The sequence below is a fragment of the Streptomyces sp. NPDC091377 genome (genome assembly GCF_044757045.1).
In the GTDB taxonomy this organism is placed as follows: Bacteria; Actinomycetota; Actinomycetes; order Streptomycetales; family Streptomycetaceae; genus Streptomyces.
Genome location: NZ_JBIVUE010000009.1, coordinates 98,587 through 116,998 on the forward strand (window position 1 = coordinate 98,587; position 18,412 = coordinate 116,998).

Sequence of the window (18,412 nt, forward strand, 5' to 3'; positions counted from 1 at the left end):
GATGCCGGTCGGATCGGTCGGTCCTCTACGCTCGCGGCCATGACGATCACCTACGCATGGCGCGGCGACTTCGACAACGCGGACGTCAACGTGCTGCACGCGGACGGGTTCCGGCATGCGGTGCTGAACATCGACCGGCTGACGCAGGTGCGGCGGCACAGTCTGGGCTGGGTCTGTGCGCGTGGGGGCGACGGCACACTCGTCGGCTTCGTCAATGTGGCGTGGGACGGGGGTGTCCACGCGTTCGTCCTGGACACCGTGGTCACGGACCACCACACGAACTCACGGTGCATCAGCTTCCGGTACCGCACCTCGTCCGAGGACAACCCGATCGGCCCCCCGTCCTCTCCTCGCCGTGCGCCCTCGGGGCCACGCATGGGTGGCTCCGCCGTCCGTGGACATCTGCCCAGGGGACAGGGCGGTCACCACCCCTGTCCGTGCCGGCGACGGTCCGGTGATCCGTGACCGCGGCGACCGGGGGCGGCACCGGCCCGTCAGGAATCGAGAAGCGCACCGGGCCCACCGCTCCTACGTTGTGAGTCAAGGTTCGCAGGACAGTCGGCGGAGGTGACCCGGAATGAGTCAGGAACAGCAGGCGGGGAAGGGCAAGGCAGGTGCGCCCGGTGGGCTCTCGCGGTGGATGCAGCACAAGGCGAACGCGCGGGTGATCCGCAAGGTGCGGCGGGGACGGGGTGCGGTCATGGGGATGGAGGTGCTGGTGCTGAACACGGTCGGGCGCCGCAGCGGGCAGCCCCGGGAGACGCCCGTCGCCTACTTCGCCGACGGGGCGGACGCCTGGCTGGTCGTCGCCTCGGGCGGCGGCAGCAGGCACCCGGACTGGCACGAGAACCTGATGGCGCACCCCGAGCGGGCGTCGGTCGAGGTGGTCGGTCGGGGCCAGGTGCCGGTCACCCCTCAGGTGCTCGACGGCGCCGACCGGGAACAGGCGTGGCGGCTCATCGCGGCGGCCCAGCCGCGGATCGCGAAGTACCAGAGCAAGTCCGAGCGGCAGTACCCGGTGGTGCGGCTGACACCTCGATGAAGGGGCCGTCCGGCGGCGGATTTCGGACAATCACCCGTGCCGGTCGGTCACCTCGCGTTCTCCGCGCTCTCCTCGCCCTAAGCTTCTACTCGCTTGTAGAGGGCGCCCGGACGGCCGGGTCGCCCCGTGTGACGTACGCGAGTACATGGACGCAGGTAAAGGAGTGGACGCCGCGATGGTGTTCAAACGGCTGCTCGGTTCGCTCGGTGTCGGCGGGCCCACGGTGGACACGGTCCTTCGGTCGGGTCCGGCCACGCCCGGCGGCAGTCTGGCGGGCGAGGTCCGCCTCAAGGGCGGTGACTCCGACTTCGACATCGAGGAGATCACCCTGGAGCTGGTGGCCCGGGTCGAGGCGGAGCACGGCGAGGGCGAGAGCGAGGGGACGGTCGCCTTCGACCGGTTCACCGTCGGCGGCGGCTTCCGGCTCGGGACGGGCGCGGAGCACGCGGTGCCGTTCAGTCTGCCGCTGCACTGGGAGACCCCTGTCACCGAGCTGTACGGCCAGCCCCTCGGCATCGTGCTCGGGGTGCGGACCGAGCTGGCGGTGGCGGGGGCCAAGGACAAGGGCGACCTCGATCAGCTCACCGTGGGCCCGCTGCCCGCGCAGGAGGCGGTCCTGGAGGCCCTCGGGCAGCTCGGCTTCGGCTTCCGCTCGGCCGACCTGGAGTACGGGCGGATCGGCGGCACCGGTCAGCGACTGCCCTTCTACCAGGAGATCGAGCTGACCCCGCCCGCGCAGTACGCGCACCAGGTCAACGAGATCGAGCTGACCTTCCTCGCGTCCCCGGCCGGGATGGACGTGGTCCTGGAGGCCGACAAGCGCGGCGGCCTCTTCTCGGAGGGCCGTGACACCCTCACCCGCTTCACCGTCGGCCACCACGACGCGCGGGACTGGAACGCCGAGGTCGACGGCTGGATCCGGCAGCTGATCGAGTACCGGTTGGGACATGGCGCGGCCCACGGCCACGACGACCCCTCCCACGGCACTCACCACGAGGGGGGACACCGCTCCGGTCCGGGCATGGGCACCGTCGTCGCGGCCGGTGCCGCCGGGCTCGCGGTCGGCGTGGTGGGCGGCATGGTCGCGGCGGAGGTGGTGGACGAGGTGGGCGACTTCTTCGAGGGCGACGCCGAGGAGGAGTGAGCCTGCGGTGAGCTTCGCTGTTATCTTCTACAGAGCTGTAGAAGATACGGCACGCCCGGACCTCCGTGGTCCGGGCGCACCTTCCGCTCAACATACGGAGTTCACATGGCCCTCTGGGACCGCCTCAAGGAGTCCGCGTCGCAGATGCAGACCCAGCTCACCGCGAAGAAGAACGACCTCAAGAGCGGCGCGTTCCGGGACGCGAGCATGGCGATGTGCGCGCTGGTCGCGGCTGCCGACGGCACGGTGGACCCCGCCGAGCGCCAGCGCGTGGCCCAGCTGATCGCCACCAACGAGGTGCTCCAGAACTTCGACGCGCTGGAGCTGCGCAAGCGCTTCGAGGAGAACCTCGACAAGCTCGCCGCCGACTTCGCGTTCGGCAAGGTGAGTGTGCTCCAGGAGATCGCCAAGGCCAAGAAGAAGCCGGCCGAGGCGCGGGCCGTCGTCCAGATCGGCATCGTGATCGGCGGCGCCGACGGCGACTTCGACAAGGACGAGCGGGCGGTCGTACGGGAGGCGTGTTACGCGCTCGACCTGCCGCCGCACGAGTTCGACCTCTGAGTCCGGCGCGCGGCGCGGTTCACAGCGGCGTCGCCGCGTAAAGGATCACGACCAGGGTCACGGCCGAGTTGGCGGACGCCATCGCCGACACGGCCGTACCGGCGGCGGCGGTCCACGCTGCGACGCCGACGCCGGTGAACACCGACGGCCAGGTACGCGGCACCGGGGCGGAGCCGAGGAGGGCGGCGACACGGCGGGGGACGGGGCCGGGGGACGCGAAGCCCGCGAGCGTGGGCAGCGGGCCCCCGCCCGACCCTCTTGCCCCCCTCGGGGCTTTCGAGACCAGCGCGGCCTTGCCGATCGCGCGGGCCACGGTCCGGCGGTCGCCGACGGCGCGGGCGGCGTCCTCGTCCGCCCAGCGCTCGGTGGTGTACGACACGGCGGTGCGCAGCGGGCGCAGGAACGGGTTGGCGCGGGCCGCGAGCGCGACGACCAGGAGGAAGCGGTGGTGGCGGCCGGTCAGGTGGGCGCGTTCATGGGCGAACAGGGCCCGGCGTTCGGCGGAGCCCAGGGTGCGCAGGAGGCCGGTGGTGACGACGATCCGGTCGCGGATGGGCCCGCCGGGCAGGGCGTAGGCGTAGGGCGCGTCGTCGGGGAGCACGGCGACCTGTGTCGCGGGCAGTCCGGTGAGCGCCCGGTGGGAGCGGCGGCGCAGCCTGCCGTGGCGCCCCAGCGTACGGCCGCATGCCACGGCCACGGCCAGCAGCGCGGGGATGGCGGCCCGGCCGGCCACCTCGTCGTAGGGGACGGCCGCGCGGACCTCGGGGTCGGACCAGGCGTCCGGCAGCGGGTTGCCGGGCAGTTGCGCGGTGCCGACGACCATCAGCAGCGCGAGGCACACCGTGCTGCACAGCGCCATCACTCCGGCCACGCCGGTCAGCAGCCGGGTGGCCACCCGCGGGTGCAGATGCTGTTCGGCCAGGCGCGCGATCGGCCAGGCCGTCAGGGGCAGCACCAGCGGGAGGAAGACGAACACCCCCATGCGGCCTCAGCCTTCCCCTTCGTCCCTGTTCCGGCCCAGCAGTTCGCGCAGCAGCCGCTCGTCCTCGGGTTCGAGGGCGGTGACGAAGCTCGCCAGCACAGCCTCCCGGTCCTGCCGTGAGGCGTCCAGCACCTTGCGCATCTTGTGGGCGGCCAGTCCGGCCTCGTCCGAGGCGGGGGTCCAGGCGAACGACCGCCCTTCGCGTTCGCGGGTGACCGCGCCCTTGGCGAGCAGCCGGCTCAGGATGGTGACCACCGTCGTGTACGCGAGGTCGCCGCCGAGCCGCTCCTGCACCCAGCCGGCGGTGGCGGGGCCGTCCGCCTCACGCAGGGCGGAGAGGACCTGCACCTCCAGTTCGCCCTGTCCCCGTCGCCGGGGTCTCCGGTGATCCGTCACGCGATGTCTCCCTTCCGCTGGTCTGCGCTACGTGAGCGGTCCATCGTAAGGACACTCGGCGCTCCTCCGCGCCCCACATATTTCTACAGTGATGTAGAGTTTTCTGCGGTCACACCGTCGAATTTCGTCCCGAAACGAGGAGGACAACTGTGGGGGTTTCCCTGTCCAAGGGCGGCAACGTATCGCTCACCAAGGAGGCGCCGGGTCTGACGGCGGTTCTGGTGGGGCTCGGCTGGGACGTGCGCACCACGACCGGCGCCGACTACGACCTCGATGCCTCGGCCCTGCTCCTGGACACCGCGGGCAAGGTCCTCTCCGACCGGCACTTCATCTTCTACAACAACCTCACCAGCCCGGACGGCTCGGTCGAGCACACCGGTGACAACCTCACCGGTGAGGGCGAGGGCGACGACGAGGTGGTCAAGGTCGATCTCGCGGGGGTCCCCGCCGACATCGAGCGGATCGTCTTCCCGGTGTCCATCCACGACGCCGAGAACCGCGGCCAGAGCTTCGGCCAGGTCCGGGGCGCCTTCATCCGGGTGGTCAACCAGGCGGGCGGCGCCGAGATCGCGCGCTACGACCTCTCGGAGGACGCGGCCACCGAGACCGCCATGGTCTTCGGTGAGCTTTATCGCAATGGTGCCGAGTGGAAGTTCCGCGCGGTCGGTCAGGGGTATGCCTCCGGACTGGCGGGCATCGCCGCCGACTTCGGTGTCAACGTCTGACCGGGAGCAGGGTCCTTATGTTCGGGTTGAGTGAACTGGCGATCATTCTCATCGTCGTCATAGCCGTCATCGCCGCCAAAAAGGGGCCCGATCTGGCACGTTCCGCGGGGAAGGCGGCCCGGATCCTCAAGGCGGAGGGCCGGGCGATGAAGGAGCCGGAGCCGAAGGCGGCGGAGCCTCACATCATCCCGGGGGAGCCCGCGGCTCCGGCCTCCACGGAGGGGCCCCGGCCGTCCGAGGGCGGGCCGCGCCTCTGACGGCGGCCCTCCCCGCTCGCGCCCGGTGAGCAGCCCGTACCCCGCGCCCGTCACCTCGGTGGGCGGTCCCGGCCGGAGATTCGGTTCTCCGGGTGCCGGGCACCGCTCGTCCCGTGGCGGGCGCGTACGGCGTTCAGGGCCTTCAGTGGCCCCCGGGCGAGTCCGTGGTGTTCCCGGCCGCCGAGGGGGATGTGTCACCCCCGCAGGGCGTCGAGCAGCATCGGCAGGGAGCGCCGGAACTCGCGTACCCAGGGCGGGAGGCGCTGCCCCTGCCCGTCCCGGCAGGGGGCAGGGGGCGCCGGCGGTCAGCGGGCTCATCAGCGGCTCTCGGCCGCTCTCCGTGCGGGGTGTCAGTCGGTGAAGAAGAGGCGCTGCGGGGTCTCCACGAGGATGTGGTGGCGGTCTTCGGCGGTGGGGGCCCAGGCGGGGAGCAGATTGAGGTACTGGCCGGTGTCGCGCTGGCCGTCGGTCAGATGAGGCCAGTCGGAGCCCCAGATCAGACGGTCGGGGCGGGCGGCCACCAGCGCCCGGCCCAGCGGGGTGAGCGAGGAGAGGGGCCTGGCGCCGACCAGGCGGTAGGGGGCGGACAGTTTGATGTGGCCGCTGCCGTGGTCAAGGACGCGGACCAACCGGGTGAGATCGGCCTCGGTCAGACCGTCGGATTCCTTCATGTACCCCATGTGGTCGATGACATAGGTGTCCTCGAAGTCGGCGAAGAAGGGCAGCAGGTCCCGGACGACGGTTCCGGGTGTGTAGAACTGGAGGTGCCAGCCGCGCGGCCGGGCCCGGTCGGCCATCGCCCGGATGTAGGCGATGAGGTCGGCCAGAGGCCAGGAGGCGCGGGCGAACAGGTCGAGGCGGATCGCCCGTACGCCGAGCCGGTGGTAGGTGTCGAGTTCGGCGTCGGGGGCCTGGTCGTCGATGCGTACGACGCCGCGGCAGCGCGGACCGATCTGCCGGAGCACCTCGGTCAGGAGGCTGTTGTCGTTGCCGTAGTACGTCGGCTGGACCAGGACCATCCGCTCGATCCCGAGTCGCTCGGTGAGCTTCAGATACTGCTGGAGGGTGCCGTCGGGGAACCCGTAGAGGGGGTCGGAGGCGACCGGGTAGCCGGGCTCGAAGACATGGAAGTGGGTGTCGCAACTGCCCGGTGGCATGGCGAAGTCGGGCGGGGTGACGGTCTCCGCGTCCCGCATGGGGGTGGGCTGGGGCAGGTCGGCTGCCATGGTGGGGCTCGCTCTCTGTGCGCTACGACAGGGACGACGTGGGCGGACGCAGGGCGTCCAGTGCGCGGCCGGCGTGGACCGTGGCGGCTTCGAACAGGAACGCCGTGTCGGTTCCGGTGATCCGCAGCGGGCACACGCCGAGCGGCACCAGGTCGGCCATCAGCTTCTGGTCGCCTATGCCGCCCAGGACCATCAACTTGCCGTGGCGGCGGCACGCCTCGGCCAGTTCCCACACGGCCTGCCGTACGCGCGGGTCGTCGTACCGTCCGGGAACGCCCAGTTCGGCGGTGAAGTCGTTGGCGCCGAGCGCCAGCATGTCCACACCGTCCAGTGCGGCGATCGCGTCGGCGTTGGCGACGCCCTCGGGCGTTTCGAGGAGGATCTGGACCACCGTCGTCGCGTCGATCGCCGGGTTCATGCGGGCCGCCGGGGTCGGCCGCATGCCCAGTTGCGGCAGCATGTTGGTCTGCGAGCGCTGCCCTCGCGGCGGGAAGCGGCAGGCGCCCACGATCCGCCGGGCCTCCTCCGCGGTCTCGATCCGCGGGGCGATCACCCCGTGCGCCCCGCCGTCGAGCAGTCGGCCGATCATGCCGTACTCGCGCTCCGGGACGCGTACCAGCGCGGTGAGGCCGAGGCCGCCGGCCACCGCGCACAGATGCGCGGCGGTGTCGGTGGACATCGTGGAGTGCTCCAGGTCCACCATGACGCTGTGGTGCCCGCTGGACGCGGCGATGTGGACGACGTCGGCGGTGCGGGCGGTGCGCAGCGTCAGCATCAGGGTGGGCTCGCCGGAGTGCAGGCGCTGGAGGAACCCCGGGGCGGGGGGTGGGGTCGTCGTCATCGTGGTGTCCCTTCCAGGGAGGTCCGGGGAGGTCCGGGCAGATCCGGACAGGGTCCGGTCAGGCCGCCGTGGGTGTGGTGCCGAAGGCCGGATAGGGCTCGTGATCGAGGCCGGGGACGGTGACCGCCAGCGGGTCGTTGTCGTGGGCGATGAGCTGCTGGGCGGCGTAGTCCGTCACGGCGCCGGAGAGGAGTTGGCGCGGGTCCTCCATCACCAGGCGGAGCCGGGTGACCAGGGAGTACCAGTCGTCGGCGGAGCGGATGCCGGGCTGTTCGGTGACGGCCCCGGCGGATCCGTCGGCGGGCAGGTCGACGAAGGGTCCGGTGAGTCCGGTGGGACCTGCGGGACCGGCGGGACCGGTGGGTCCGGCGGGACCGGCGGGACCGGCGGGTCCGGCGGGTCCGGCGGGTCCGGCGGGTCCGGCGGGTCCGGCGGGGGCCGTGGTCCGGGTGCCCGGCACCACGTCGTCGTCGCCGGGGTCGAACGCGGGGTAGCCCTCGAACATCGCGGCGCCCAGCTCCACGGTGACGCGGGTGCCGGCCCAGAGTTGGCGCAGTTGTTCCTCCACGGCCCTGACCTCCCACAGGTCGCCGTCGACAGGGGTGGCGAAGCCGGCCGCGTGCGGGGCGATGTAGAGGTGGCTGAGCGGGAGTTTGCCGCGTGCGGCGGCCAGGACGAGACCGGCGACGCTGTTGGTGCGCCAGGTGACCCCGGCGGTGGGGCGGCCGATCTGCCCGACGATGACGACCATGGCGCGGGTCCAGTCGATGCGGCGTTCGTCCAGCCAGGTGATGAGCCGGTGGGAGATGTCGAGACCGACGAGATAGAAGGTGGCGACCATGATCCGGTTGAAGGACACCGGCACGTCGGGGTGGCCGTCCTCCAGGTAGGTCTCGCGCAGGGTCTGGTGGTTGAGGTGGGCCGGGTCGGCCAGGGCTCGGACCAGATAGCGCTCGGTGAGGGCGCAGGCGTAGTCCACCATGACGGCGATGGCCTCCTCGCGGCCCCGGAAGGCGACGGCGGCGATGCGGTCGCGCCACAGTTCCGTGGTGTTGGCCGCGCGGGCGCGCCGGGTCTGGCGCAGGAGCAGTTCGGCGTCCCGGCGCCAGGTGCCGTCGGGTTCGCGGCGGTGCAGTTCGACCAGTGAGGCGAGTGCCGTGGCGAGGTGCGAGACGGCGGCGAGTTCCTTGAAGCCCCGGTTGCTGAGGCGGTAGGGCAGCACGGTGGGCGGGGAGCCGTCACCGGGGTAGAGCGCCATGTCCGCTCCGGTCACGACCAGCAGGGGGTCGCGGGCCCGGGCGCGGGCGGCGCAGGCGCGCAGATGGGCGCCGATGGAGTCGGGGCCCGCGGTGTAGGTCGTGAACAGGTCGACGAGTTCGGGGCTCTCGTGGTGGGACATGTCATCTCTCCTTGGGACACCCTGGACGCCCGGACCCCGGTTGCCCGGCACCGGCGAGGACACCGGGGGCGCCGGGGACACCGGGGGCCCCGGGGCCGTCGGGCGGGAGGTGCGGGTCATCGGTCGGTGAACCGGTAGACGCGGACACCGGCGGAAAAGCGCAGGTCAGGGCTGAGGCCATTGCTCTGGACGAGCAGGGGGCCCTGGGCTCCGTCGAGTACGGCGAGGTCGGTTCCGCCGGTGGTCGGGAACTCCTCGGCGAGTTCCAGGTGGTCCTTGTCCCAGCGGTAGATCTGTGACGTCAGGTCGGCGGTGGGGTCGGCGGGGGTGCCGTGGATGAAGTTGACCCGGACCAGGTAGAGGGCGCGATCGGTGCGGACCAGGGCCAGTTCACGGGCGCCGGCTCCGGTGAGGCGCTGATGGTCCACGAAGCGTCCGGCGGCGGAGTCCCAGCGCAGCAGTCGCGAGCCGTCGTCGATCCGGGCGACGGCCAGGTAGGTGTCCTCGCCGTCCGGGTCGGTGAAGGTGGCGAAGGCGCGGCCCGCGCGGTCGGCGAGTTCCTGGTGGGCGACGAAGCGTGCGCCGTCCCAGCGGTACAGGACGCTGGGGTCGACGTGGTCGGCGTGGGCGAGGAAGGTGTGCCCGCCGACGGTGAAGGGATGCCAGTTGTAGGCCCATCGGGAGGGGATGTCCTGGAAGGGGACGAAGCGGGTGCCGTCCCAGGTGTGGATGAGGGAGGGCCGGTTGTCGTCCTCGTGGCCGGGTACGGCGACCCCCTGGGCGAGGGCCAGGAAGTGCCGGTCGCCGATGGTGAAGTGCCGCCACTGCTTGGCCGCGAAGCCGTCGAACACCTGGAACGGTTCGAAGGTGTCGCCGGTCCACTCGTGGAGGACGGACGGGACGGTGTAGTCGTAGGGCCCGGCGCCCGAGCGGATGCTGGCGACGGCGAGGAAGGTGCGGTCGCCGATGGTGAAGGACTCGGCGTCCTCGCCGCCGGGCGCCGGGAGGGTGGCCCAGGGGGTGAACCGGTCGCCGTCGCGGCGCAGCAGCAGGAGTTCGGTCTCGCTGTCGCCGCCGTTCATGTGGGCGGGGGCGCCGGGGATGTCGTAGGCGAGTTGCGGGACGGCGAGCAGGTCCGTGCCGTCGACGCTGAGGGGTTGTACGGCCCGGGCGCCGGAGGCGGGGATGTCCTGGACGAGGGTGAGGAGGGAGGTGGGGTGGGTGTCGGTCACGGCGAGGGGTCTCCGTCGGGGCTGCCGGGGGGCGCGGGGGTGGGGCGGGGGTGGCTCGCGGGGGCGGCGCCGAAGAAGAGCTGGGCCATGTCGGGGTCGGCGAGGAGCGCTTTGGCGTCGCCGGAGTGCAGGACGCGTCCGCTCTCCATGACGACGGCGTGTTCGGCGAGGGTGAGTCCGAAGCGGACGTTCTGTTCGACCATGAGGACGGTGACGTCCGCGTCCCGCAGGGCGCGGATGGCGTCGGCGAGCTGGGCGGCTGCCTTGGGGTCGAGGCCGAGGGTGGGTTCGTCCAGGAGGACGACCCGGGGAGTGAGCATGAGGGCGCGGGCGAACTCGACGGTGCGGCGCTGGCCGCCGGAGAGCGAGGCGGCCTTGTCCCCGGCGCGTTCGGCGACCAGGGGGAAGATCTCGGTGATCTCGGTGTAGCGGCGGCGGTTGCGTTCCTTCTCGCCGCGCCGGGTGTACGCGCCGAGCATCACGTTCTCGCGGACGGTGAGGGAGGGGAACAGGCCGTGGTGCTGGGGGACTTGGACGACGCCTCGGCGCAGGATGTCGGCGGGGCTGCGTCCGCCGATGTCGTCGTCGCCGATCCTGACCCGGCCGGCGCGGGGGCGCAGCAGTCCGCTGCACACCTTGAGGACGGTGGACTTGCCGGCCCCGTTGGGTCCGACGACACAGGTGATGGTGGCGGCGGGTGCGGTGAGGTCGACGCCGCGCAGGATGTCACCGGCCTTGCCGTAGCCTGCCACCAGGCCGTTGAGGGTGATCATGCGTCTGCTCCCGTGGCGGTGCGGGTGTGGTCGCCGAGGTATGCCTCCAGCACGGCGGGGTCCTGCTCGATCCGGCTGGGCGGGCCGCTCGCGATGACCTGGCCCTGGGCGAGGACGTGGAGGTGGTCGCACAGGGACAGCACCAGCGGCACGTTGTGCTCCACGACGACGACGGTGGTGCCGGCGGCGTTGAGGGTGCGGACGGTGTCCGCGAGGCGTTCGACGAGGGTCGGGTTGATGCCCGCGGCGGGCTCGTCGAGGAGCAGGATCTCGGGTTCCAGCATCAACGCCTGGGCGAGTTCCACCAGTTTCTGCTGGCCGAAGGAGAGGCCGCCGGCCTGGTGGACCTCGTAGGCGCCCATGCCGACGAAGTCGAGCCAGGCGCGGGCGCGTTCGGCGGTGCTGCCGCTGATGGCGGAGTCCGCGAGGCGCGCGGTGGAGAAGGTGCGGCTGGGGACGGCGAGGTTCTCCAGCGCGGTCAGGTGCGGGAAGACTCGGGTGGCCTGGAAGGTGCGGGCGAGTCCGTGGTGGGCGCGCTGCCAGCGGGGCATGCCGTCGAGCCGGTGTCCGCCGAGATGGATGGTACCGCTGTCGGCGGCGAGGCTGCCGTCCAGGAGGTTGAAGACGGTGGTCTTGCCGGAGCCGTTGGGTCCGATCAGCCCGGTGATGGAGCCGCGTCGGACGGTGAAGGTGCAGTCGTCCACCGCCTGGACTCCGCCGAACGCCTTCGAGAGTCCCTCGACCCGAAGGAGCGGGCCGTCGTCCGGGGCCGGGCCGTGGTGCGGGGCCGGGCCGTGGTGCGGGGCCGGGCCGTGGTGCGGCGCGCGGCCGTCGTGCGCTGCCGGGCCCTTGGCGGGTGTCGGGTCGGCGCGGGGGGTGCGGTCGTCGTGCGGGGCGGGGGCGGGGGCGGCGTCGGGGTCGGTGCGCGGGCGGGCGAGGGCTCCGGGGACTCCGGGGACTCCGGGGACTCCGGGGGCTCCGGGGGCTCCGGAGAGGGGGGCGAGGCGGGCGCCTGCCTGGGCCTGGGGGCCGGTGCGGCGCAGCCGGGCCAGCAGGTCGGCCGCTTCGGTGAGGACACCGGCCTGGGGGCCGGTGCGGCGCAGCCGGGCCAGCAGGTCGGCCGCTTCGGTGAGGACACCGCGCGGGAAGAACAGGACGATCGCGGCGAGCAGGGCGCCGTAGATGATCAGTCGCCAGGAGCCGGCGTCGGGGCCGCTGAGGGTCTGGTTGGTGAACTGGTTGAGCGGTTCCAGCAGGAAGGCGCCGAGGACGGGGCCCCACAGGGTGCCGACGCCGCCGAGGTGGGCGGCGAGCACGATCTGCATGGCGATGACGATGTCGAACATGGACGCCGGTTCGAGGAAGGCGATGTAGTAGCCGTAGATGCCGCCGGCGACGCCGATGGGGAAGGCGCTCGCGGCGAAGGCGAACATCTTGTAGCGGTCGGTGCGTACGCCGATGCCGTCGGCCTTGGACTCGTCGTCGCGGATGGCCATGAGACCGATGCCGAAGCGGGAGCGGCGGATCGCCCAGGAGGCGAGGACGGTGAGGGCGAGCAGGACCAGCAGGTAGTAGTAGAAAGGCCAGTTCAGGTAGGCGCTGTCCCAGGTGGGCAGGGGCAGGTTGAGTCCGTGGTTGCCGTTGGTGAGGGACGACCAGTTGGCGGTCAGCAGGGCGGTGAACTCCAGGAACGCGAAGCTGACGATCACGAAGGCGACGCCTCGGGTGCGGCGGCCGGTGAGGCCGAGTCCGAGGGCGGCGACGGCGGCGACGACCCCGCCGAGCGGTGCGGCCAGCAGGGGGTCGATCCCGGTGTGGAGGGAGAGCAGGGCGGTCGTGTAGGCGCCGATGCCGAGGAAGGCGCTCTGGCCGAGGGAGACATAGCCCGCGTAGCCGGACATGATGTTCCAGCTGGTGGCCATGATGGCCAGCAGGAACGCCATGATGGCCATGTTCTGCCAGTAGGCGTTGGAGGAGACGACCGGGAACAGGGCCAGGGTGACGGCGGCGGCGCCGATGATCGCGGCCCGGGGTCGGGAGATGCTCATGCGCGGCTCATGTCCTCTCGCAGTCGGGTGCCGAGCAGCCCCTGGGGACGGGCGAGGAGCACGACGATGATCGCGATGTAGGGCACCGCGACCGCCCAGTCGGGCGAGACGTAGGTGGAGGTGAGGGATTCGGCGACGGCGATGACGAGGGCGCCGAGGACGCTGCCCGGGAGGCTGCCCATGCCGCCGAGCACGATGATCGCGAGGGTGAGGCCGATCCAGTGGTCGGCGGAGCTGGGCATGAAGGGGTAGAGCACGCTCAGCAGTGAGCCGCCGGCCCCCGCCGCCGCGACGCCGATGGCGTAGGAGGCGGCCCAGGTGGAGCGGACCTCGATGCCGATGAGGCGGGCCCCTTCGGAGCTGGACGCGGTGGCCTGGATGGACCGTCCCAGCCAGGTGCGGCGCAGCAGCAGATACAGACAGGCGAGGACGGCGGCGGCCACCAGCCAGGCGTAGACCTGCGCCTGCGGGAAGCGCAGCCCGAACACGGTGAACGACTCGTTGGCGTAGCCGGGGGTCACCGAGTGGGGGGCGTTGCCCCAGATCAGCGCGATGATGCCTTTCACCATGAGGCCGAGGCCGAAGGTGGTGACCAGTGCCATCGTCGGGTCGGTGGTGCGGGAGCGTTCGATGAAGAGGTAGTAGGTGACCCAGCCGACGACGAGCAGTGACGGCGTGGTGATCACGGTGAGCAGGAGGGGGTCGAGGCCGGTGGCCTCCCAGAGCGAGTAGGTGAGGTAGGCGCTCAGGATGAGCATGCTGCCCTGGGCGATGTTGATCACCCGCATGACTCCGAAGACGAGGTTCATCCCGGAGGCGGCCAGGGAGTAGACGCCGCCGATGAGGATCCCGAGGATGAGCGCCTGGAGGAACGTCGACACTACGACCACCCCGGCTTGGGGTTGACCGCCCGCTCCACCGTCTGCTGGCCCTCGGGGAGGATGAACTCCAGGTTCCCCTTCTGCCACTGGGCGAGCAGCATGTCGCCCTCGGGCACCCCGCGTTCGTCCCAGCGCAGGGGGCCGACGATGGTGGAGACGGGTGAGGCGTGCAGCCAGTCGGCGAGTTCGTCCTGGTCGAGGCTGCCCACGTTCTCGACGGCGGCTTGCAGGACCTGGCCCGCGGTGTAGGCGTTGGCGGCGTCGTCGGTGGGCGGGGAGCCGTAGGAGTCGGTGTACGCCTTCACGAACTCGGCGTTGCCCGGGTAGGTGGATTTCGGGCTCCACGCGGTGGTGGTGAAGATGCCCTCGGTGTTCTCCTCACCGACGGCCTGCGGGTAGGAGCCCACGAGACTGGGCGCGTTGGTCTGGAACATCATCTCGGGGCTGAAGTCCTGCTTCTGCAGGGCCTTGACCAGTCCGGCGCCGTCGTTGGCGGCGACCGCCCCGTGGATGACGAGGTCGGGTTCGGCGCGGGCGATGGCGCTGGCGATGGGGTCGAAGTTGACGGTCTCGGGGGCGTACTTCTCGTCGTAGACCGACCTGACGCCGAGCGCGGTCAGTTCCTTGCGGAACTCCTCGATGGTGACATCGGTGTTGGGGTCGTCCTGGGTGGGATAGGCGGCGGTCTCGGGCCGCTGGTCCGCGGGCAGTGAGCCGATGTAGTCGAGGAACTGCTCGGGCAGGTCGAGGGAGGTGCTGGGCTGGGCGAAGAACAGGTATTCGTAGCCGCGGCTGAAGATCTCCTCGGCGCCTCCGGAGGGTTCGACGTAGAGCATCTTGTGGCGCTCGGCGACGGAGGAGGCGGGGAGGTTGAGCTTGGAGGAGAAGGTGCCGAGGAGCAGGTCGACGCGGTCCTGACTGATCAGCCGGTTGTAGTTGCTGACGACGGTGTTCTGGTCGAACCCGTCGTCCAGGACCTTGAGTTCGACCTGGCGGCCCAGCAGTCCGCCGTCGGCGTTGAGCTGCTCGACCCACACCTTGTAGCCCTCGTAGGCGGGTTCGGAGGCGTCGGCGACGGGGCCGGAGAGCGGCAGGGAGATGCCGATGGTGATGGGGCCGCTGGTCGAGCCGGAGCCCGAGCCGCAGGCGGCGGTGGCGAGCAGGAGTGCGGTGGTGCTGAGGGCGGCGATGCGCCGTCCGCCTCGGCCGGTTCCTGGCATGGGTCCCACCTTCGGTAGGTGATGGTTGTGGCGGTGCCTTCGGACAGCCCCTCGGTACGGTGCGGTGGTGAGCGGCTCAGCCCTGGGTGGGGTGTCGGGGCGGCGACAGCCGGCGCGGCGCCCGGTCGGGCGGGGCTGCGGACCCCGCCTTCATGTGCAATGTATACATTGCACATGAAGGGTCGGCAAGACATCGCGCAAGAGGTGGCGGGAAATCCGCCGTCCCCGGCGTGGGGGTATGCGAACGGCGCGGGACGGATGCATCCGTCCCGCGCCGTTCGCGTCGACCGGGTTCAGGTGACGGGGTCCTCCAGGCCGTACATCGCGGCTGCCTCGTGCACATGCTCGGTGGCCGCCACGGCGGCGCGCTCGGGGTCGCCGTCGAGGATCGCGCCGACGATCGCGTCGTGGTCGCGGGTGGTGAGGTCCGTACGGCGTCTGATGTTGGACCGGCTGCCGACCGCGAACCGCGCCCAGATCCGATCGAGGGCGTCGGTGAGCAGCGGGTTGCCGGCGAGTCGCGCCAGCATCATATGGAAGGCCAGATTCGCGTGCCAGGCGCCGTCGGCGTCGCCCGCCTCGCCCCGCTCCTCCACGGCCCGCGCGGCGGACTTCAACTCGCCGAGCTGGGCCGGGGAGAGCCGCCCGTCGCGCTGGGCGGTGGCGGCGAGGCGGGCCGCCAGCGCGTCCAACGCGGCCTGGAGCTGCATGCCCTGGAGCATCTCCTGCGGGGTGAGGGAACTGACGACCACTCCCCTGCCCGTCGAGGCGACCAGACCGTCGCTCTGGAGCCGCCGCAGCGCCTCGCGCACCGGGGTCCGGCTCATGTCCAGGTCCTTGCACAGGCCCAGTTCGGTGAGCCGGTCGCCGGGGCGGTAGTGCCCCTCCACCAGCCGCTCCCGCAGCCTTCGGTAGGCGACCTCGGCCTGGTTGTGGATCCCTGGACGCTCGTCGGAGGAGCTGCCGGAAGAGAGCATATCTAACGTATACATTGTATTCAGTGGCGCCCGCAACAACCCGTGCGCCCCGCGTCACCGCCCCCCGCGTCACCGAGGGTCGCACGGCGCGGGGTCAGGAGAGCGGACGGGCCGGGTGGATCCGGCCGGTGACCTCGCCCAGGCCGATCCGGCCGCCGGACGCACCGGGGGCCGTGCCGCTGAGGGTGACCTCGTCGCCGTCCTCCAGGAAGGTGCGGGTCTGTCCGCCGGGCAGGGCGAGCGGCCGGCTGCCGCCGTGGGTGAGTTCGATGAGCGAGCCCTCCTCGCCGGCCCGGGGACCGCTGACCGTGCCCGAGGCGTAGAGGTCGCCGGTGCGCAGGGAGGCCCCGTTGGCGGTGAGGTGGGCGAGCATCTGGGCGCCGGACCAGTACATCGAGGCGAACGGCGGTGTCGAGATCTCCTGCCCGTTGAGCCTCACCGACAGCGCCAGGTCCAGCCCGTCCTTGCCCTGGTCCGCGAGGTAGGGCAGGGGTTCGGGGTCGCGGTGCGGCGGCTCGGTCCAGGCGGCGTCCAGGGCCTCCAACGGGACGACCCACGGGGAGACGGAGGTGGCGAACGACTTGCCCAGGAACGGTCCCAGGGGTACGTACTCCCATGCCTGGATGTCCCGGGCGGACCAGTCGTTGAGCAGGCAGATCCCGAAGACGTGGTCGCGGAACGCGCCCACGGGGACCGGGCTGCCGAGCGCTGAGCCCGTGCCGACGACGAAGCCGATCTCCGCCTCGATGTCCAGGCGCCGGGTGGGCCCGAACTCCGGGACCGCGCTCTCGGGGGGCTTGCGCTGGCCGTGCGGGCGGGTGACCGGGGTCCCGGAGACCACGACCGTGCCGGACCTGCCGTGGTAACCGATCGGCAGGTGCTTCCAGTTGGGGGTCAGCGGGTCGCCGTTCGGCCGGAAGAGGCGGCCGAGGTTGGTGGCGTGGTGCTCGCTGGCGTAGAAGTCGACATAGTCCCCGACCTCGTACGGCAGTCTCGACTCGACCTCGTCCAGGCGGTACAGGGCCGCCTCGGTGGCGGGGCGCCGCTCCTCACCGGTGAACAGTGCGCGGATCCGTGCCCGCGCCGCCGACCAGGCCGTACGTCCCTGTGCCATGAAGGTGTTGAGGGTGGGGCGGGCGAAGACCGGGTCGTCCAGGGCCGCGGCGAGGTCGAGCACCTGGTTGCCGACGCGGACCCCCACGCGGGGGGCTCCGCCGGGCGGAGCGAACACACCGTAGGGAAGGTTGTCGAGGCCGAACACATCGTCGGACGGCAGGTCGAGCCAGGTCATGGGGTGACTTTCGGGGTGAGGGCGGCGGGGGCGGGACGTTCGGGTGACGCGGGCGGGGCCGACGGTCATCCAGCGCCGGTCGGCGGTCGGCCGTAGGGGCCTCGGGGCCGGTCGCGGTGGCGCCGGGCCCCGCCCGGGCGTCGGTCAGAAGTTGCCGCGCCGGGCCTGCTCGCGCTCGATGGCCTCGAACAGCGCCTTGAAGTTGCCCTTGCCGAAGCCGAGGGAGCCATGGCGTTCGATCAGCTCGAAGAAGACGGTCGGGCGGTCGCCGAGCGGCTTGGTGAAGATCTGGAGCAGATAGCCGTCCTCGTCACGGTCCACGAGGATGCCCCGCTTCTGCAGTTCCTCGATGGGCACGCGGACCTCGCCGATACGGGCCCGCAGCTCCGGGTCCTCGTAGTACGAGTCGGGGGTGGCCAGGAACTCGACGCCCTCGGCGCGCAGCGCGTCGACGGAGGCGAGGATGTCATTGGTGGCGAGGGCGAGGTGCTGGGCGCCGGGGCCCTGGTAGAAGTCCAGGAACTCGTCGATCTGGGACTTCTTCTTGCCCGGCGCGGGCTCGTTCAGGGGGAACTTCACCCGGTGGTTGCCGTTGGCGACGACCTTGCTCATCAGGGCGGAGTACTCGGTGGCGATGTCGTCGCCGATGAACTCGGCCATGTTGGTGAAGTTCATGACCCGGTTGTAGAAGTCGACCCACTCGTCCATCTTGCCGAGTTCGACATTGCCGACCACGTGGTCGAGGGCCTGGAAGATCCGCCGGGGGCTGCCGGGGCGCTTGACGTAGGAGGAGGTGCGCACGACATAGCCGGGCAGGTAGGGGCCGTCGTAGCGGGAGCGGTCGATCAGGGTGTGGCGGGTCTCGCCGTACGCGGCGATCGCGGCCGTGCGGACCGTGCCGTGCTCGTCGGTGACGTCGTGCGGCTCCTCCAGGAGGGTCGCGCCCTGGGCGCGGGCGTGCTTGACGCACCGGTCGACGTCCGGCACCTCCAGCGCGATGTCGATGACACCGTCACCGTGGCGCCGGTGGGCGTCGGCCAGCGGGCTCTCCGGGGCGACGGCGCCCTTGATGACGAACCGGATGGCCCCGCTGCGCAGGACGTACGCCTGGTGGTCGCGGTTGCCGGTCTCCGGACCGGAGTAGGCGATCAGTTCCATGCCGAAGGCCGACTGGTAGAAGTGCGCGGTCTGGTTGGCGTTGCCGACGGTCCACACCACCGCGTCCCAGCCGGTGACGGGGAAGGGGTCGCCCTGGGCGTCGTACTCCACCAGTCCGACCAACTGCTGGAGCTGCGGAAGGTCCAGCTCGGCCAGACGCTCCTGGCTGGTGAGAATCTGCTCGATGCTCATGTCCTCTTCCCTTCGGTGGCAACGGGGCCCGGTCGCGGGCGGCGCTGCACACAGGACAGCGGGTCCG

At 71.5% G+C, this 18,412-nt stretch carries 19 protein-coding genes; 6 read left to right on the plus strand and 13 right to left on the minus strand.

What is annotated here, in order from left to right:
• The first annotated feature begins 39 nt into the window (after positions 1–39).
• The 4 genes from ACIQNG_RS21125 (at position 40) to ACIQNG_RS21140 (ending at position 2,747) form a co-directional block, all read left to right on the plus strand.
• Positions 40–465, plus strand: coding sequence for a hypothetical protein (locus ACIQNG_RS21125; protein WP_401486855.1), 426 nt, complete (start codon positions 40–42; stop codon positions 463–465).
• Between the two features lie 112 nt (positions 466–577).
• A complete protein-coding gene (locus tag ACIQNG_RS21130; RefSeq protein WP_401486857.1) occupies positions 578–1,042 on the plus strand; it encodes a nitroreductase family deazaflavin-dependent oxidoreductase in 465 nt (154 codons plus the stop codon).
• 175 nt (positions 1,043–1,217) lie between these two features.
• Entirely contained in the window at positions 1,218–2,186 is a 969-nt protein-coding gene (locus ACIQNG_RS21135; RefSeq protein WP_401487152.1) for a sporulation protein, read from the plus strand.
• 105 nt (positions 2,187–2,291) lie between these two features.
• The gene (locus ACIQNG_RS21140; protein WP_401486859.1) at positions 2,292–2,747 is read left to right on the plus strand and encodes a tellurite resistance TerB family protein; all 456 of its coding nucleotides are present in this window, start codon (positions 2,292–2,294) and stop codon (positions 2,745–2,747) included.
• A gap of 19 nt (positions 2,748–2,766) precedes the next feature.
• On the opposite strand, the gene ACIQNG_RS21145 is transcribed toward ACIQNG_RS21140, so the two are convergent.
• On the minus strand, positions 2,767–3,729 hold the full coding sequence (locus ACIQNG_RS21145; RefSeq protein ID WP_401486861.1) for a M56 family metallopeptidase: 963 nt from the start codon (positions 3,727–3,729) through the stop codon (positions 2,767–2,769).
• Positions 3,730–3,735: 6 nt separating this feature from the next.
• Positions 3,736–4,125 (minus strand): BlaI/MecI/CopY family transcriptional regulator, encoded by a 390-nt coding sequence (locus ACIQNG_RS21150; RefSeq protein ID WP_401486863.1) that lies wholly within the window; start codon positions 4,123–4,125, stop codon positions 3,736–3,738.
• A gap of 149 nt (positions 4,126–4,274) precedes the next feature.
• On the opposite strand from ACIQNG_RS21150, the gene ACIQNG_RS21155 reads away from it, so the two are divergent.
• A complete protein-coding gene (locus tag ACIQNG_RS21155; protein WP_401486865.1) occupies positions 4,275–4,850 on the plus strand; it encodes a TerD family protein in 576 nt (191 codons plus the stop codon).
• 17 nt (positions 4,851–4,867) lie between these two features.
• Positions 4,868–5,107: a twin-arginine translocase TatA/TatE family subunit gene (locus tag ACIQNG_RS21160; protein WP_401434954.1), complete on the plus strand. Its 240-nt coding sequence runs from the start codon at positions 4,868–4,870 to the stop codon at positions 5,105–5,107.
• Between the two features lie 350 nt (positions 5,108–5,457).
• Here ACIQNG_RS21160 and ACIQNG_RS21165 read toward each other — a convergent pair whose 3' ends face one another.
• The 11 genes from ACIQNG_RS21165 to hppD form a co-directional block, all read right to left on the minus strand.
• Positions 5,458–6,333: an amidohydrolase family protein gene (locus tag ACIQNG_RS21165; protein ID WP_401486867.1), complete on the minus strand. Its 876-nt coding sequence runs from the start codon at positions 6,331–6,333 to the stop codon at positions 5,458–5,460.
• Positions 6,334–6,355: 22 nt separating this feature from the next.
• Positions 6,356–7,174, minus strand: a complete 819-nt coding sequence (locus tag ACIQNG_RS21170; RefSeq protein WP_401486869.1) for an HpcH/HpaI aldolase/citrate lyase family protein — start codon at positions 7,172–7,174, stop codon at positions 6,356–6,358.
• Positions 7,175–7,232: 58 nt separating this feature from the next.
• Entirely contained in the window at positions 7,233–8,573 is a 1,341-nt protein-coding gene (locus tag ACIQNG_RS21175; RefSeq protein ID WP_401486871.1) for a DUF5624 domain-containing protein, read from the minus strand.
• A 116-nt stretch (positions 8,574–8,689) separates the two neighbouring features.
• Positions 8,690–9,805 carry a hypothetical protein gene (locus ACIQNG_RS21180; RefSeq protein WP_401486873.1) on the minus strand — a complete coding sequence of 372 codons (1,116 nt, stop codon included), beginning with the start codon at positions 9,803–9,805 and terminating at the stop codon, positions 8,690–8,692.
• Complete coding sequence (locus ACIQNG_RS21185; RefSeq protein ID WP_401434942.1) at positions 9,802–10,578, minus strand: ABC transporter ATP-binding protein; 777 nt, start codon at positions 10,576–10,578, stop codon at positions 9,802–9,804. Before ACIQNG_RS21185 ends, ACIQNG_RS21180 begins: the two co-directional genes overlap by 4 nt.
• Positions 10,575–12,626, minus strand: coding sequence for an ATP-binding cassette domain-containing protein (locus ACIQNG_RS21190; RefSeq protein ID WP_401486875.1), 2,052 nt, complete (start codon positions 12,624–12,626; stop codon positions 10,575–10,577). The genes ACIQNG_RS21185 and ACIQNG_RS21190 overlap by 4 nt, the downstream gene beginning before the upstream one ends.
• Positions 12,623–13,507, minus strand: coding sequence for a branched-chain amino acid ABC transporter permease (locus ACIQNG_RS21195; protein WP_401434938.1), 885 nt, complete (start codon positions 13,505–13,507; stop codon positions 12,623–12,625). Before ACIQNG_RS21195 ends, ACIQNG_RS21190 begins: the two co-directional genes overlap by 4 nt.
• Positions 13,507–14,727, minus strand: coding sequence for an amino acid ABC transporter substrate-binding protein (locus tag ACIQNG_RS21200; protein ID WP_401434935.1), 1,221 nt, complete (start codon positions 14,725–14,727; stop codon positions 13,507–13,509). Before ACIQNG_RS21200 ends, ACIQNG_RS21195 begins: the two co-directional genes overlap by 1 nt.
• 293 nt (positions 14,728–15,020) lie before the next feature.
• Positions 15,021–15,704 (minus strand): GntR family transcriptional regulator, encoded by a 684-nt coding sequence (locus ACIQNG_RS21205; protein ID WP_401434933.1) that lies wholly within the window; start codon positions 15,702–15,704, stop codon positions 15,021–15,023.
• Positions 15,705–15,798: 94 nt separating this feature from the next.
• On the minus strand, positions 15,799–16,995 hold the full coding sequence (gene fahA / locus ACIQNG_RS21210; RefSeq protein ID WP_401486878.1) for a fumarylacetoacetase: 1,197 nt from the start codon (positions 16,993–16,995) through the stop codon (positions 15,799–15,801).
• Between the two features lie 144 nt (positions 16,996–17,139).
• Positions 17,140–18,345, minus strand: coding sequence for a 4-hydroxyphenylpyruvate dioxygenase (hppD, locus tag ACIQNG_RS21215; protein ID WP_401486880.1), 1,206 nt, complete (start codon positions 18,343–18,345; stop codon positions 17,140–17,142).
• Between the last annotated feature and the right edge of the window lie 67 nt (positions 18,346–18,412).